Origin of the sequence: Gordonia sp. 852002-51296_SCH5728562-b, assembly GCF_001665475.1 — a bacterium.
GTDB lineage: Bacteria > Actinomycetota > Actinomycetes > Mycobacteriales > Mycobacteriaceae > Gordonia > Gordonia sputi.
Map to the genome: position 1 here is coordinate 52,717 of NZ_LZMI01000063.1, position 15,210 is coordinate 67,926.

The 15,210-nt window shown below is 64.7% G+C and carries 14 protein-coding genes; 2 read left to right on the forward strand and 12 right to left on the reverse strand.

Going from position 1 to position 15,210, the window contains the following annotated elements; translation table 11 throughout:
* Window positions 1-2: 2 nt before the first annotated feature.
* The 4 genes from A5766_RS11935 to A5766_RS11950 form a co-directional block, all read right to left on the reverse strand.
* Window positions 3-1,397, reverse strand: a complete 1,395-nt coding sequence (locus A5766_RS11935) for an MFS transporter (protein ID WP_064904841.1) — start codon at window positions 1,395-1,397, stop codon at window positions 3-5.
* A 78-nt stretch (window positions 1,398-1,475) separates the two neighbouring features.
* A complete protein-coding gene (locus A5766_RS11940) occupies window positions 1,476-2,183 on the reverse strand; it encodes a GntR family transcriptional regulator (protein ID WP_231894627.1) in 708 nt (235 codons plus the stop codon).
* 15 nt (window positions 2,184-2,198) lie between these two features.
* Window positions 2,199-2,696, reverse strand: a complete 498-nt coding sequence (locus A5766_RS11945) for a DUF3830 family protein (RefSeq protein WP_064904843.1) — start codon at window positions 2,694-2,696, stop codon at window positions 2,199-2,201.
* Window positions 2,693-4,150 (reverse strand): amidase, encoded by a 1,458-nt coding sequence (locus tag A5766_RS11950; RefSeq protein ID WP_064904864.1) that lies wholly within the window; start codon window positions 4,148-4,150, stop codon window positions 2,693-2,695. Before A5766_RS11950 ends, A5766_RS11945 begins: the two co-directional genes overlap by 4 nt.
* 73 nt (window positions 4,151-4,223) lie before the next feature.
* Here A5766_RS11950 and A5766_RS11955 point away from each other — a divergent pair, with 73 nt between their 5' ends.
* Window positions 4,224-5,033: a maleate cis-trans isomerase family protein gene (locus tag A5766_RS11955; protein ID WP_064904845.1), complete on the forward strand. Its 810-nt coding sequence runs from the start codon at window positions 4,224-4,226 to the stop codon at window positions 5,031-5,033.
* On the opposite strand, the gene A5766_RS23880 is transcribed toward A5766_RS11955, so the two are convergent.
* From A5766_RS23880 to kdpF, 6 genes are read right to left on the reverse strand one after another with little or no spacing between them, the layout of a single operon-like run.
* Window positions 4,933-5,688 (reverse strand): response regulator, encoded by a 756-nt coding sequence (locus A5766_RS23880; protein WP_082965506.1) that lies wholly within the window; start codon window positions 5,686-5,688, stop codon window positions 4,933-4,935. The two genes, A5766_RS11955 and A5766_RS23880, sit on opposite strands and share 101 nt — an antisense overlap.
* Window positions 5,685-8,231, reverse strand: coding sequence for a sensor histidine kinase (locus tag A5766_RS11960; protein ID WP_064904847.1), 2,547 nt, complete (start codon window positions 8,229-8,231; stop codon window positions 5,685-5,687). The genes A5766_RS23880 and A5766_RS11960 overlap by 4 nt, the downstream gene beginning before the upstream one ends.
* A gap of 30 nt (window positions 8,232-8,261) precedes the next feature.
* Complete coding sequence (locus tag A5766_RS11965) at window positions 8,262-8,885, reverse strand: potassium-transporting ATPase subunit C (RefSeq protein ID WP_064904849.1); 624 nt, start codon at window positions 8,883-8,885, stop codon at window positions 8,262-8,264.
* 7 nt (window positions 8,886-8,892) lie between these two features.
* Window positions 8,893-11,004, reverse strand: coding sequence for a potassium-transporting ATPase subunit KdpB (kdpB, locus tag A5766_RS11970; RefSeq protein ID WP_231894628.1), 2,112 nt, complete (start codon window positions 11,002-11,004; stop codon window positions 8,893-8,895).
* Window positions 11,005-11,027: 23 nt separating this feature from the next.
* Window positions 11,028-12,860, reverse strand: a complete 1,833-nt coding sequence (gene kdpA / locus A5766_RS11975) for a potassium-transporting ATPase subunit KdpA (RefSeq protein WP_064904853.1) — start codon at window positions 12,858-12,860, stop codon at window positions 11,028-11,030.
* 2 nt (window positions 12,861-12,862) lie between these two features.
* On the reverse strand, window positions 12,863-12,961 hold the full coding sequence (kdpF, locus tag A5766_RS11980) for a K(+)-transporting ATPase subunit F (RefSeq protein ID WP_064861331.1): 99 nt from the start codon (window positions 12,959-12,961) through the stop codon (window positions 12,863-12,865).
* A 349-nt stretch (window positions 12,962-13,310) separates the two neighbouring features.
* Between kdpF and A5766_RS11985 the strand changes: the two genes are divergently transcribed.
* A complete protein-coding gene (locus A5766_RS11985) occupies window positions 13,311-13,808 on the forward strand; it encodes a DUF6611 family protein (RefSeq protein ID WP_064904854.1) in 498 nt (165 codons plus the stop codon).
* On the opposite strand, the gene A5766_RS11990 is transcribed toward A5766_RS11985, so the two are convergent.
* Both A5766_RS11990 and A5766_RS11995 read right to left on the reverse strand, forming a co-directional pair.
* Window positions 13,795-14,184, reverse strand: coding sequence for a PPOX class F420-dependent oxidoreductase (locus A5766_RS11990; RefSeq protein WP_197501436.1), 390 nt, complete (start codon window positions 14,182-14,184; stop codon window positions 13,795-13,797). The two genes, A5766_RS11985 and A5766_RS11990, sit on opposite strands and share 14 nt — an antisense overlap.
* A 37-nt stretch (window positions 14,185-14,221) precedes the next feature.
* The gene (locus A5766_RS11995; protein ID WP_064904856.1) at window positions 14,222-14,992 is read right to left on the reverse strand and encodes a maleate cis-trans isomerase family protein; all 771 of its coding nucleotides are present in this window, start codon (window positions 14,990-14,992) and stop codon (window positions 14,222-14,224) included.
* Between the last annotated feature and the right edge of the window lie 218 nt (window positions 14,993-15,210).

Sequence of the window (15,210 nt, forward strand, 5' to 3'; positions counted from 1 at the left end):
GATCAGCGCGAAGTCACCGCAGCGGAGCTCTCCGAAGCCGTGATGTCCTCGGTCCGCTCGGGAATCTCGGTGCCGCGCAACGACGCCCCGGCCGTCTCCTTCAAGAAGATCAACGCCACCATGCCGATCACACACGCGCCCATCATGTAGACGGCGGGAAACAGGTTCCAGCCCGTGTCGTTGACCACCGCCTCGTTGACGAGCGGTGCGGTGCCGCCGAACGCGGCGGTCGCCACGTTGTAGGAGATCGCGAAGCCCGCGTAGCGCACCTGAGTGGGGAACATCGCCGGGAACGTCGCGGAGATGGTCGAGAGCTGGGGCACGTAGAACAGCCCCAGGATCACGAATCCGACTATCGCCCAGGCGAATCCCTTACCCATCAACCAGTAGAGCGGTATCGCGAGTACGAAGAGTCCGATGAGGGAGAACCACCACATCGGTTTACGCCCGGTCTTGTCCGACGCCGCTCCGAAGAACGGGATCACCACCATCATCGCGAGCTGACCGATGAGCACCACCGTCGAACCCGACGACTCCGAAAGCCCGATCGTCTCCTTCAGGTACGTCGGCTGATACGCCAGCAGCGTGTAGTTCGCGACGTTGAGTGCGATCACCATGCCGAACATGATCAGGATCGGCTTCCAGTAGTTGCTCAGCAGATCCTTGAAGCGGGTGTAGGCGTTTCCGGTGATCTCGTCGCGCTTGTCGAGTTCCTGGAACACCGGGGTGTCTTCGAGCTGCGAACGCAGATAGAGACCGATCAACCCGAGCGGCAGCGCGATCAGGAACGGAATTCGCCAACCCCACGTCTGCATCTGCTCGTCGGAGAGCAACAGCTCGAGGAACAGAACAATAGCGGTGCCCGCGCTGAACCCTGCGAGCGTGCCGAACTCCAGCAGCGAACCGTACTTGCCGCGCTTGTTGTCCGGCGCGTACTCGGCCATGAACGTCGCCGCGCCGCCGTACTCACCGCCGGTGGAGAAGCCCTGGATCACGCGAAGCGCGATCAGCAGAATCGGCGCCCAGATTCCGGCGACGGCATGTGTCGGAAGTACGCCGATCAGCGCGGTCGCACCGGCGATCAACAGAATCGTTATGGCCAGCACGGACTTTCGTCCGATCCGGTCGCCGATCGGCCCCCAGATCATGCCACCCAACGGACGTAGAACGAACGAGATCGCGAACCCGAGCATGGTGCCTATCGAGCCGAGCGACCCCGGGAAGAATGCCTGCGTGAGGTAGGTGGCGGTCGCGGCGTAGACGCCGTAGTCGTACCACTCGGTGGCGTTGCCGATCGCCGACGCGCCAATTGCCTTGCGGAGTAGAGCTTTTCCTTCTCGCGACTCGGGATCGGGTGCGAGGTCCTCATAGGTTGCCGAGGAGTTTGCCGTAGCCATCTGTGCCTTCCTGGTGGACTCGGGGCCAGTGTGTCTTCGCGCTGACTCACATCGGTGGGCGGTGATCGTCGCAATCGTCTAGAGCAGTCGGCGGAGACCGTCTCTCATGTGCTCGATCATCAGCTCGTCGGCCGCCTTCGCATCTCGCGCTGCGATGGAGTCCACCAATGCCTGGTGTTCGTCGGTACGTTCCTTTCCCGAGGAATACGTTCCTCGCATCGCGCGTAGACACATCTTCGTTTCCACGAGGATCGTGCTGTGCAAGCGCGACAAACGTTGACTCCGCGCGTATTCCACCAACGTCTGATGGAATTGCATATCCGCTTCGGCCATGTCTTCGCCGTTCGGATCGTCGATATGACGACGCATCAACGCAACTGCGTCGGTGAGAGCCTGTACCGCCGCAGGATCGCCACGTTCGATCACCTGCTCTATCGCCGCACGTTCAACGGCCGTCCGGGCGATGTACATGTCCCGGATGTCGTCGTCGTCCATCGAGACGACGAACAAGCCTCGGTTGCGGTGACTCACCAGCAACCCTTCTGCAGTCAGGCGTTGCATCGCCTCTCGCAGCGGGCCCCGGCTCACTCCCAGGTCTGCCGCGAGACCTGCTTCGGTCAACTGTGAGCCGGACGGAAAGTTACCGTTCGCAATCGCATCATGCAACTTTCGGGCGATGATCGCAGGTGTCGACTCCTGCTCGATCGGTTCGAGAACCCTACGACGCCCGTCCGAAATTCCACGACGCCCGTCCGATCGTGTTCGCTCCATTGCCATCGTGACCATCCTCTTCTTAGTACTCTATGCACGCGCAAATGTCAGGGTTTCGCCGCGAGCGCCGCCCATCCAGATGTCATTGCACGCCGCGGCGAACTCGTCGAGACCATCTGTGATGGTGGCGAACACATTTCCGGGAACCCACCCCACATCCCCGTTGACCAGCAAGTTGTTTCGACCATAGAAGACCGCGAGGTCGATGAGCAGTGAGTGTTCCGACGGCGCGGCGTCGGATTCGTAACCGTAAGCGGGATTGTCCAATACACCGTCGAACGTGAAATAGCAAAGGTCGCCGGGTATGGGCGTGACCGTCGTATTCTCGAATCCCGGTTCCGCTGAGGCAAACGCAGGCGTCAACGTATAGATCTCGTTGCGCGCGAACTTACCGTGAAAAACTTGACCCCCCAACGGCAAAGCGTCCCACACCGCGGAGGCGGTGCGTGGCGCCTCGACGTCGAGCAGTCTCGCCCTGGCGCTGACATCGCGCGATGTGAGGCTGACGATGATGAAGCGATCGGTCACGAGCCATCTCGACTTTCGTTGGGAATCTGCGGCTTTCGTTGGAGCGCCACCTCCGCGAGCGCGCCGACGTTCGCGGCGGACTCATACGCTGCGGCAACGCGCAGTACCGTCGCGTCGTCGTGCCGCGCGCCCACGATCTGAATTCCGGTCGGCAGCAACGGGTTCTGCGCGCATCCGCTCGGCACCGTTATCGCAGGTTGGCCGGTGAGATTGAACGGGTAGCTGTACGGCGTCCACGACGTCCAGTCTTGCGACGACGAGCCCGCAGGCACGTCTTCACCCGCCTCGAACGCGACCGATGGCATCGACGGTGTCACCAGAACGTCGTAGTCGTCGTGCAGCGCACCCATCTGTGTGCCCATTGCCATCCGCAGCGCAGTGGCATCCACGTAGTCGGCCGCACTGAAGTCACTGTGACGTTCCAGTGCCGCAAGCAGTTTCGGGTCGACGAGCTCTCTGAGCGCGGGGTCGAGACCCTCGACCACGGCTGCCGCTCCCGCGAACCACACGGTGTGATAAGCCCAGACCGGATCGTCCCACCCGATCTCGACCTCGTCGACCGTGGCCCCGAGGTCGCGCAGTATCCCGACCGCGGTTTCCGTATTCGATTGCACCACAGCGTCATTGACGCCGTAGCCGAGATCAGGACTGTAGGCGATGCGGAGGCCGGACAGGCCCCGCTCGCCTGCGATGATCGCGGGCGCGACAGGTTGGAGCGTAGGCCCCGCCGACCAGTCGCGCGAATCGAAACCGCCGATGACGTCGAGCAACAATGCGCAGTCGACGACGGTGCGTGTCATCGGTCCGACGTGCGCGACCGGCGCAAACGGACTCGGCGGATACATCGGCACCCGGCCGAGCGTCGGCTTGAGTCCGACGATTCCGCAGAACGCAGCCGGAATACGGATCGAGCCGCCACCGTCGGTGCCCACCGACAACGGCCCGAGTCCCGCCGCGAGGGCAGCGGCGCTTCCGCCGCTCGAACCACCGGACGTCCGATCGGTCGACCACGGATTGCGCGTGATGCCGGTGCGGGGACTGTCGGTCACGCCTTTCCAGCCGAATTCAGGTGTCGTGACCTTCCCGAGCGGCACGGCTCCCGCATCGCGCAGTCGTGCCACCGCTGGAGCGTCGACGTCGGATCGTTGTGTGTCCGGGCTCAGCGTCAACGAGCCGCGCAGCGTCGGCCAACCCTCGGTGAGCAGGAGATCCTTGATCGACACGGGCACACCGTCGAGCGGGCTGAGTGGAGTCGACGCCGCGTAGCGATCTGCGGACGCGCGCGCAGCAGCCATCGTCGTATCCGGGTCTACGAGGCAGAAGGCATTGATCTCGACGTTCACCTGCGGGATGGTGTCCAGTAGCTCGGCAGCGACGTCGACAGGGCTCAGCAATCCACTGCGGTAGGCGTCACCGAGCTCCGACGCCGACATCGTGCGCACTGAGTCCTGCATGGTCACCTCGAGTTCCGATACGGTGAGACCGACAATTGTTTGATTGTTGACAATCTAGTCGGGAGGTCAACCCGTGACAACCGCTACCAGCGCGGTGCTCTACCCGGGCCACGCTGCCGAGGACGACTACCAGCTCATCGAAGACGCACTCGATCCGTCGATTCGCCTGCCGGTGGTGATCACCGAGATCGACTCCGACGATCACACCGTCGGCGCCATGCGCGCTGTCGGCGAGTCCGACCGACTGCTCGACGGCGCTCAGCGCGCACGCACATACAACCCCGCAGCGCTGATGTGGGGTTGCACCTCGGGCAGCTTCCTCTACGGATGGGAGGGCGCACAGCGGCAGGCCGCACAGTTGTCGGAGGCTGCGGGACTACCCGCATCGTCGACGTCGCTCGCGTTTGCCGAGGCGTGCAGAGCGCTCGGGATCGACGCTGTCGCGGTCGCGGCGAGCTACCCGGGCGAGGTCGCCGCGGGATTCACGACGTTCCTCGCCGGCGCGGATATCGAGGTCGTCGGCATGCGCGCCAACGACATTCTGACCGCGACCGACGCCGGGACCATCGACGGCGACACTCTGTTCGACATGGTCGTCACCGCCGATCACCCAGCGGCACAGGCCATTCTGATCCCCGACACGGCGCTGCACACAGCAACCTGGATCAACGACCTCGAGGCGCAGGTCGGCAAACCCGTCCTGACCGCGAATCAGGTGACCGCCTGGGAGGGCGCGCGGCTCGCGGGCGCGACACCGCACTCGGACAAGCTGGGCGCGCTGTTCAGTCAGACGACGCTTCTTCAGACCCCGCCTGCCCAGACTCGGCCTGTTCAGTCGCCGCCTGTCCCCGCACGAAGCGATATCCCATCCCCGCCTCGGTGAGCAGATGCACCGGATGTGCCGGGTCGTGTTCGAGTTTGCGACGCAGGCTGGCCAGGTACACACGCAGATAGTTGGTCTGGTTGAGGTACTTGGGACCCCACACGGTACTCAGGATGTCCCGCTGCCCCACCAGTTTTCCCTCGTTACGCACAAGCAGTTCGAGGATTCCCCACTCGGTCGGCGTCAGGTGGACCTGCTCACCGTGGCGCGACGCCTGCTTCGCGCTGAGGTCGACCACGAAGTCTCCCGCGTCGACGACCGGCACCTCCGACGCATCCGGCGCAGCGACTCCACGGCGCACCGCCGCCCGCAATCTCGCCAAGAACTCGTCCATCCCAAAGGGTTTCGTGACGTAGTCGTCGGCGCCCGCGTCGAGCGCAGCCACCTTGTCGACCGATTCGCCACGCGCCGACAACACGATGACCGGCACGTTGGTCCACCCGCGCAATCCCTCCAGAACCGTGAAGCCGTCGATGTCGGGAAGCCCGAGATCGAGGACCACGACCTGCGGGTTGACCTTGGCTGCCGCAGTGAGCGCAGCGGTTCCCGTCGACGCCGTCGTGACAGCAAAGCCACGTGCGCTCAGATTGATTCGCAAGGCGCGCAACAACTGTGGTTCGTCGTCGACGACAAGGACTCGGATTCCGTCGGTCATGACTCGTCGTCTTCCGCTGGAAGTGAGACCACCATCGTGGTCCCGCCGCCAGGTGTCTCTTCGACACCGAGAGTGCCACCGATCGCGGCGGTAAATCCCTGTGCGACAGACAAACCCAACCCGACCCCGCCGTCGGCACCGTTGCGGTCGCCACCCTGCACGAAGGCGTCGAAGATCTGCCCGCGTCTGTCGGCGGGAATCCCGTAGCCGTGGTCGATCACACGAATGACCGTACGCGGCGAACCGTCGTCGTCGGTCTCGGACTCTGCTGTGACCTCGACGCCGCCTCCACCAGCGCCACCGCCACCGCCACCGCCGCCGTGCCGCACGGCGTTGTCGATCAGGTTGGCCAGGACGCGTTCGAGCAGTCCGCCGTCGGTGTAGGCCCACATCGCGTGGAAGGTGAAGCCGATCTCCGGGATGGGCCCACCGACCCAGCTCACCGCGGTCGCCGCGCGGTGGACCACCTCGACGAGGTAGGTGCGCGCCAGCTTCGGCCGCACGGCGCCTGCCGCGAGCCGTGACGAGTCGAGCAGATTTCCGACAAGCGCCGACAGGTGGTCGACCGACTCGTCGATCGTCTCGAGCAGTTCAGAGGTGTCCTCTGGGCTGAATGTCACGTCGCCCGCCCGCAGGCTCGACACCGCCGCTTTCGCGCCCGCCAGCGGTGTGCGCAGATCGTGGCTGACCGCAGACAGCAGTGCACGACGCATCTCGTCGGTCTGGGCCAGTGCACGTGCCTCGGAAGCCTCGCGTTCGAGTCGACGACGCTGCACCGCGCCAGCGGCCTGGATCGCCACCGAGGTGAGTACCCGTCGATCCCGACCGCTGAGTTTCGGTCCGCGCAACAGCAATTCGTATTCGCCGCCGGGGATCGGGCAGACCGTGTCGGCGTCTTCGGCACGCTGCGGCGGGTGGTCGCCGACGGCGGCGTCGACGACGCGTCGACCATCTTCTTTGTGCACCACCGACACCGCGGCCTGGTCGTAGGTCTCACGCACCCGCTGCAGCAGTGCCGAGACGTCCGCCCCACCGAGGACGGCGTCGGAGAACAACGCCAACAATTCCGCGTCGCGGCTTGCCAGGCTCGCCTGTCTACGCCTGCTCGCGGCCGAATCGACCAGTGCAGCAACCGCTATGGCGATCACCAGCATGACCAGGATGGTGATCAGGTTGTCCGGCTCGTTGATGGTGAACGTGAACCGCGGGTCGGTGAAGAAGTAGTTGAGCAGCAGGCCGGCCACGACCGCCGACAGTGCTGCGGGCCCGATGCCGCCGAGCAGCGAGACCGCGAGCACCGTCACGAAGAACAATGCCGACTCGCTCGCGAACCCCAACCAACGGTCGAGGACCGCGAGTATGACCGTCATGATCACCGGCACCACGACTGCCGCGACCCAGCTCAACGGACGATGGAAGCGCGTGTCACGAATGTCGAGTCGGTTTCGACGACGCGTCTCGTCGTGGGTGACCATGTGGACGTCGATCTTCCCGCTGTGCGCGACGACATTCGCGCCGACGCCCTCGTCGAAGAGCCGTTGCCAGCGCGGCCGGCGCGACGTACCCAACACCAACTGCGTCGCGTTGACGCCGCGGGCGAAGTCGAGGAGCGTCGACGGGATGTCGTCGCCGACGACGGTGTGGATTCGCGTGCCGAACCCTTCGGCCAACTCGTGCAGCCGCGACAGTTCGGCAGCGGGTGTCCCGACGAGTCCGTCTCCGCGGACCACATGCACCACAACCAGTTCCGCGCTTGACCGCGACGCGATGCGACTCGCTCGCCGCATCAGGGTCGCGGATTCGGGTCCACCGGTGATCGCAACCACCACGCGCTCTCGCGCTTCCCACGTGTCGGTGATCGCGTGTGCAGCCCGGTAGTCGGCGAGATTGTCGTCGACGCGATCGGCGAGCCACAGCAACGCCAATTCGCGCAGTGCCGTCAGGTTTCCCTGCCGGAAGTAGTTCGAGAGCGCCCCGTCGATGCGTCCGGCCGGGTACACCTTGCCCGCGCTGAGACGTTGACGTAGCGCTTGCGGGGCGATGTCGACCAACTCGATCTCGTCAGCGGCACGCACGACCGCATCGGGAACGGTCTCGCGCTGGATGACACCGGTGATCTGGGCGACGACGTCGTTCAGACTCTCCAGGTGCTGCACGTTGACAGTTGTCAGCACGTCGATGCCCGCGTCGCGCAACTCCTCGATGTCCTGCCACCGCTTGGCATTTCGCGATCCGGGAGCATTCGTATGCGCCAGTTCGTCGACGAGCGCGACGCGTGGGCCACGCGCCAGCACGGCGTCGAGATCCATCTCGTCGAGGACAGCCCCGCGATACACCTCCTCGCGGCGCGGAATCTCCTCGAGACCATCGGTGAGAGCCGCGGTTGCCGAGCGCCCGTGCGACTCGACAACCGCGATCACCACATCTATACCCTCATCGGCGAGACTTTTTGCATGCGAAAGCATTTCGTAGGTCTTACCGACTCCGGGCGCACACCCGAGGAAGACTTCGAGTCGACCTCGGGTGTCAGCACCTGAACCCATGGAACCGAGTCTAATCAGCGCGATCGGCGATCACTTGCACACCGTGTGACCCAGCGCGAGGTTCACCTCGAGCACATTGACGCGTTGCTGCCCCAGGAACCCGAACTGCCGTCCGGACGTGTGGGCGTCGACGATCTCTCGGACCGCAGCCTGCGACTTCCCGCTGTTGCGCGCGATCCGTGGAATCTGGATCGCCGCGTACTCCGGGCTGATCTGCGGGTCGAGGCCCGAGCCGGAACCGGTCACGGCGTCCGCGGGCACCGCCGACGGCGCGATGCCCTCACGCTGCCCGATCAACGCGCGACGGGCGGTGATGTTGTGCGCGAGAGTCTCGCTGTTGGGGCCCTGATTGCTCGCTGCCGAGGCCGACGGATCTCCGGTCGCCATCGGATCGTCGGCCGAGCCGAGAACCCGTGCGTGCAGATAGCTGTCGGGAGTCCCAGCGGGTGCCTTCGGATCGACCCCGATCAGCGTCGAACCGGCGTTGCAGCCCTTGGCGTCGGTCACCTGCGACCCCTCCGCGGAGTTCCACCCGATGCGCGAAGCCGCCCAGACGACCGTCGGATACGCGACGCCGAGAATCACGGTCAGCGCCACGAGCATCGCGAACGCGACGGCGCATTGCCGGAAGAATCCGGACGTGATGGTGTTCATGCTGCGATTACCCCATTCCCGGGAGGAAGCGGACGACGAGATCGATGAGCCAGATCCCCACGAACGGGGTGATCACGCCTCCGACGCCGTAGACGAGTAGGTTGCGCCCCAACAACTTCGACGCCGAGCTGGGTCGGTACCGCACACCGCGCAGCGAGAGCGGGATCAACGCGACGATGATGAGCGCGTTGAACACCACCGCCGAGACGATCGCCGACTGTGCCGAATGCAGCCGCATGATGTTGAGGGAGTCGAGCTGCGGATAGATGCTCACGAACATCGCAGGCAGGATCGCGAAATACTTCGCGAGGTCGTTGGCCAGCGAGAACGTCGTCAGCGCACCACGCGTGATCAACAGCTGCTTGCCGATCGCCACGATGTCGATGAGCTTGGTCGGGTCGGAGTCGAGGTCGACCATGTTGCCGGCTTCCTTGGCCGCCGACGTTCCCGAGTTCATCGCAACACCGACGTCGGCCTGCGCGAGCGCTGGTGCGTCGTTGGTGCCGTCACCGGTCATCGCGACCAGGCGTCCACCCGACTGCTCGGCACGGATCAGTGCCAGCTTGTCCTCCGGTGTCGCCTCGGCGACGAAGTGGTCGACGCCGGCTTCGGCGGCGATCGCCTTCGCGGTGAGCGGGTTGTCGCCGGTCACCATGACCGTACGGATACCCATCTCACGCAGCTGCGCAAAGCGTTCCGTCATACCGGGTTTCACGACATCGGACAGTTGGATCACGCCGAGCACGCGCGGAGTCTCGGCGTTGACTGCCACCACCAGCGGCGTACCACCGCCGTTCGAGATCTCGGCGACCCGCTCGGTCACCTCGACCGGCATGGCACCACCGAGCTTTGTCACCCAGCGCGCGACAGCGTCGGCGGCACCCTTGCGGTACTCGACGACGGGGCCAGGACCGGTGCGTACATCGATGCCGCTCATTCGCGTTTCCGCGGTGAAGGGCACGACCTCGAACTCGGGGTGCTCGTGACCACGCGTCGCGGCGAGCGCTTCCGCGTCGGCGGGCACCACATCGTGCTCGTCCAAACACAATTCGACGATGCTGCGCCCCTCGGGGGTGTCGTCGGCCAGACTGCAGCGGTAAGACACCTCGGCGAGCTCGGCCGTCGAAGTTCCCGGTCCGGGGAAGATCTCGGTGGCCCGGCGATTACCGAACGTGATGGTGCCGGTCTTGTCGAGCAGCAGGGTGTCGATGTCGCCCGCGGCTTCCACCGCACGCCCCGACATGGCGAGGACGTTGCGCTGCACGAGCCGGTCCATGCCCGCGATACCGATCGAGCTGAGCAGCGCGCCGATCGTCGTCGGAATCAGGCATACGAGCAGCGCGATCAGCTTGATCGCGTCGGGGCTCTGGCCCGCGTACTGCTGCATCGGACCGACCGCGACCACCGCGAGCAGGAAGATCAACGTCAGGCTCGCGAGCAGGATGTCAAGTGCGATCTCGTTGGGCGTCTTCTTGCGCGACGCACCCTCGACGAGCGCGATCATCCGGTCGACGAAACTCTCTCCGGGCGCGGCGGTGATCTTGACGACGATGCGGTCGCTGAGAACCACCGTGCCGCCGGTCACCGCGCAGCGGTCGCCGCCGGACTCGCGCACCACCGGGGCGGACTCGCCGGTGATGGCCGACTCGTCGACCGTCGCGATGCCGTCGACGACGTCTCCGTCGCCCGCGATCACCTCACCGGCCTCGACGACGATGAGGTCGCCGACCCGCAGGGCCGTTCCCGACACCTGCGAAATCGAACCGCTCTCGTCGAGTCGACGAGCCATGCTGTCGCGCTTGACTTTTCGCAGCGAATCCGCCTGCGCCCTACCTCGACCTTCCGCGACGGCCTCGGCCAGATTCGCGAAGAGCACGGTGAACCACAGCCACGCCGCGATCAGCCATGCGAACCACGACGGCCGCCAGATCGCGAGCACGGTGGTCACGATCGACCCGATGTACACGACGAACATGACCGGATTACGCGCCTGGTCGCGCGGGTTGAGTTTCCGCAGTGCCTGCGGAACCGACGTGATGAGCTGCCGAGGATCGAACGAGCCGCGCGAGACCAGTTGTGTCTCCTCACGCTGTTCGACCGCCGCCTCCTCGGGTGTCACGTCGGATTCGATGGTGTTGACGCTCACAGAAGTGCCTCCGCGATGGGTCCCAGCGCCATGGCCGGGAAGAAGGTGAGACCGGCGACGAGAAGGATCGTGCCGAGTAGCAGTGCGCCGAACAGCAGTCCGTGCGTGGGGAGATTGGCCTCGGCCCGGACGGCCTCCTGCCGCTCGAGGACCGCAACCACCCCGCTGTCCCCTCCGGTTGAGCCGTCCCCGCCGGTTGAGCCGTCCCCGCTGGTTGAGCTTGTCGAAACCCCGCTGGTCGAGCCATACCCGCTGGTCGAGCCTGTCGAGACCACCCCGCGCGGGCGTTGGCGGCTGAGCAGCCCCGCGAGCGCGAGCACGAACACGATCGGCAAGAACCGGCCGAGCAGCATCGCCATTCCGAGCGACGTCTGGAACCAGTCACTGGTGACCGTCAGCCCACCGAACGCGCTGCCGTTGTTGTTCGCTGCCGACGCGTACGCGTAGATCACCTCGGAGAATCCGTGGATCGATCCCGGAGTCCCCGGGTCGCCACTGTTTCCCTGGGCGTCGAGCGTCGAACCCATCGCAACGCTGACACCGACGCCGACCAGTACCAGAGCAGGCATGACCAGTACGTACAGCGCCGCCATGGTGATCTCGTTCTGGCCGATCTTCTTTCCGAGGAACTCCGGCGAGCGTCCGACGAGCAGACCGCCGACGAACACCGTGACCACAGCCATCATCAGGATTCCGTACAGACCGGTGCCGACGCCGCCAGGTGCGACCTCGCCGAGAAGCATGTTCCAGATCACCGCTCCACCACCGCCGGCAGACAGGCTGTCGTGAGCGGCATTGACTGCGCCCGTTGATGTTCCGGTTGTCGAGACCGCGAACAACGCACTTCCGGGAATACCGAAACGCTGTTCCTTGCCCTCCATCATCGCGCCGGCAGCCTGAGCGGCAAGACCGTTGGTGCGCGATTCGAAGGTCCACACGATCGCGAGCATCACACCCCAGATCGCCGCCATCACGCCGAGCAGCGTGAGGCCTTGACGTCGATCGCGCACCAGCGTGCCGTAGGTGCGTGTCAGACAGATCGGAATGATCAGGATCGCAAGGATTTCCACGATGTTGCTGAACGGCGTCGGATTCTCGAACGGATGCGCCGAGTTCGCCGACAGCGTACCGCCGCCGTTGGTTCCGAGTTCCTTTATCGCCTCCTGAGAAGCGAACGGCCCCACCATGCTTCGGGAAGGATCACCCGACATCGTCGTGAAGCCGAAGCCGCTGTGCCACGACTGCACCACACCCTGAGTCAGCAGCAGGATCGCGACGATCACACTGAGCGGCAGGAGAATACGGACGCACGTACGCGTCAGGTCGACCCAGAAGTTGCCGATCAGTCCGTCGCCGCGTCGATTCACCAACCCTCTGATGAGCGCGACGGCCACAGCCATGCCGACGGCGGCGGACACGAAGTTCTGCACGGCGAGTCCGAGCATCTGGGAAAGGTTGCTCATCACCACTTCTGGCGAATACGACTGCCAGTTGGTGTTGGTGGCAAACGAGATCGCGGTGTTGAACGCTGTCGCCGGATTCACACCTGCCTTGCCGTCCGACCAGGGCAACACGCCCTGCAGCCGCTGCAGCAGGTAGAGGAACAGAAACGAGATCAGCGAAAAGGCCAGTACCGCAAGCACGTAGCCGACCCACGTCTGTTCGCGCCGGGCGTCGACGCGAGCCAACGAGTAGATCGCGCGCTCGGGCAGCAGGTCGCGAGTGCTGCGGTACACGCGGGCCATGTAGTCGCCGAGCGGCACGTAGACGACTGCGAGAACCAGGACGACGAACGCCACCTGGAGCGCCCCCGCAAGGGATGAATTCACGGTCAGAACCTTTCCGGCTTGATCAGCGCGATCATGAGGTAGATCGCTGTCGCCGCCGACAGGACCAGCAGAACCACGTTCAACACTCCGTCTGCAGTCATCGGCCGATCCTCGCGTCAACGCCCCGGACCACCAGGACACATAGCGCGAAGCCGATCAACGCGGCGAGTACATAAAGCACATCGGCCACTTGTCACACACTCCTTGGCTGGGCATGCCGAACGTCGAGCTGGCGAACGGCGCACCACAGCTTCTGTCTAATTCATCTGTGTCGGAAGACCTCTTAACGCGTTCCATACGCGGCACCGGGGTTTGTTGACGCAACCTTCGCGCCGACCGACTCAGCCGTGCAGCGGGCCTCGTCAAAGGCGCGTCAAGATCTGCGATCACGGCGTCGAGAAGTCGTGAGGAATACGCTCTCCCGCGTGTGTAGGAGTTAGAACCGATCACATGAACGGGTCAGGATCGTCGCGCTGGGGATACGTCCAGGTCGGCTACGCGCGCCATTGGGTCTGCCATCGCATCGTCGTGTATCCGCCCGGCGCCAGCGAAGACGACGCGCGATGGCTGCGTGTGTGGCGGGCACTACCCTTCGTCGCAATCGCCACGGTGTTGACTTCCGCATTGATCGCGTCGTGGATGGGCGGCTTCGGGCTTGCTGGAATGCTGAGCGGAATGGTCGTCGCGTGTGCGGCGGTTGTGGTCGTCGGGCAGCGCACCCACCTGGTGCGCACGCAGACACGCACCCTGGAGGCGTGGACCGGTTACGGCGCCGACGCCACTGCCCGAGCTACCCGGCGGAGCATCTGCGACCTCGCCATCCTCCTGCGTGACGCCGATGATCGTCTCGCTTCAGGTGCGATCAGTCCTGTCGAACACGAAATGGTTTGGGCGCGTTGCTATCACGAGATTCCTGCTGCGCGGAGGCGTCGACTCAGCGCGGTGTGATCGCGATGCCGATCGTCCCGTCCTTGCCGCGACGGATCAGGCTCGCCTTGACGAGAACCCAACCGACGATGCCGTACTTCTTCGAGATCACACTGCGCGCGTGATCGGTACCGGCGGCGTCGAGGATCGTCGCGGTTCCGTCCACCGGTTGACCCCGGAGCTTCTTTCCACGGGCATCACACGCCTGGACGACGACGTGCGGGTCGCGTCGAATCCGCTTGACCTTCCACGAGTCGGTCTCAGTCCACATCACCAGCGACTCGCCGTCGTAGGCCGCCCACAGAGGCGACGCCACGGGCGTCCCGTCTTTGCGAAAAGTGGTGAGCTGCACGTACTTTGCATCGGTCGCTGCGTCGAACGGCTTATCTGTGGCCATACCCAACCCTACGTTGCTCAACCCACGCAGGGCTCGATCATGCGGCGCGCGCGAACAGCGACTGATCAGCAGCAGGTACGACGTAGGGCTGCGTGATCCCCGGCGACAGCACGCCGGCGTCGACGAGTGTCGCCCACGCGGTCACCTGGTTGGCCGAGAGCACCGGCTTGCCGAGTTCGGCTTCGAGTGCGCCGAGGACGTCGTAGGTCCAGAGGTTGGTGCAGGACACGAAGATCGCGTCGGCATCGGGGTGGTCGGCGCCTCGGATCAGATCGGCCGTCACCGAATCCGGAATGGTCCAGATGTCGTGGTCACGACCAAGTCCCGCCTGTGCCACCACGCTGCGTCCGGCTTGCGCGAGAAAATCGCACAGCAATCCGGTGAGCGCATTCGTATAGGGCGTCGCCACAGCGATCCGACTGATTCCCAACGCATCCAACGCACGCAACAGCGCTTCCGACGTCGTCACCGCGCGCTGCGCACCGGCACCCATCATGCAGTTGGAGAGTTCGACGGCCCCGGAGATGCCGTAGACAAAGCTGCCCGATGCACACGCGTACGCATATGCACTCGGCCGAACGGCCGAAATCGCGCGCACCGCCGCCGCGATCTCGGCGTGGTTGTTCAGGTCCTTGCACATGTCGACGTCGACCGGGGCGTCGATGAATCCGGTACGGGTGAAATGCAGCGAAACGCCGTCGGGCATCCAGCGCCACAGCTCGCGGTCGAGAGCCATATCGAACGGGCAGACGATCCCGATGCCAACCTGCTCGCCGGGGCCATCACACCACCCGAATTCGTACTCCATGCAGGCATGATGACACATTGTCGGATTGTTGACAGTTTGAGCGCGCAGGTCGCGCGCCTGCGGATCCGTCGTCTGGGTGGCGATGTTTCACAGCCGTTCTCCGCGCTGTCCGAATTGTCGTACCCACCCTGTAGCGTTGTGGTCAGATCGAACACACAAGCGATCACCGACACGCGGCAAAAAAAGGGGGGTGGCCATGACCGACATCATCGATGACA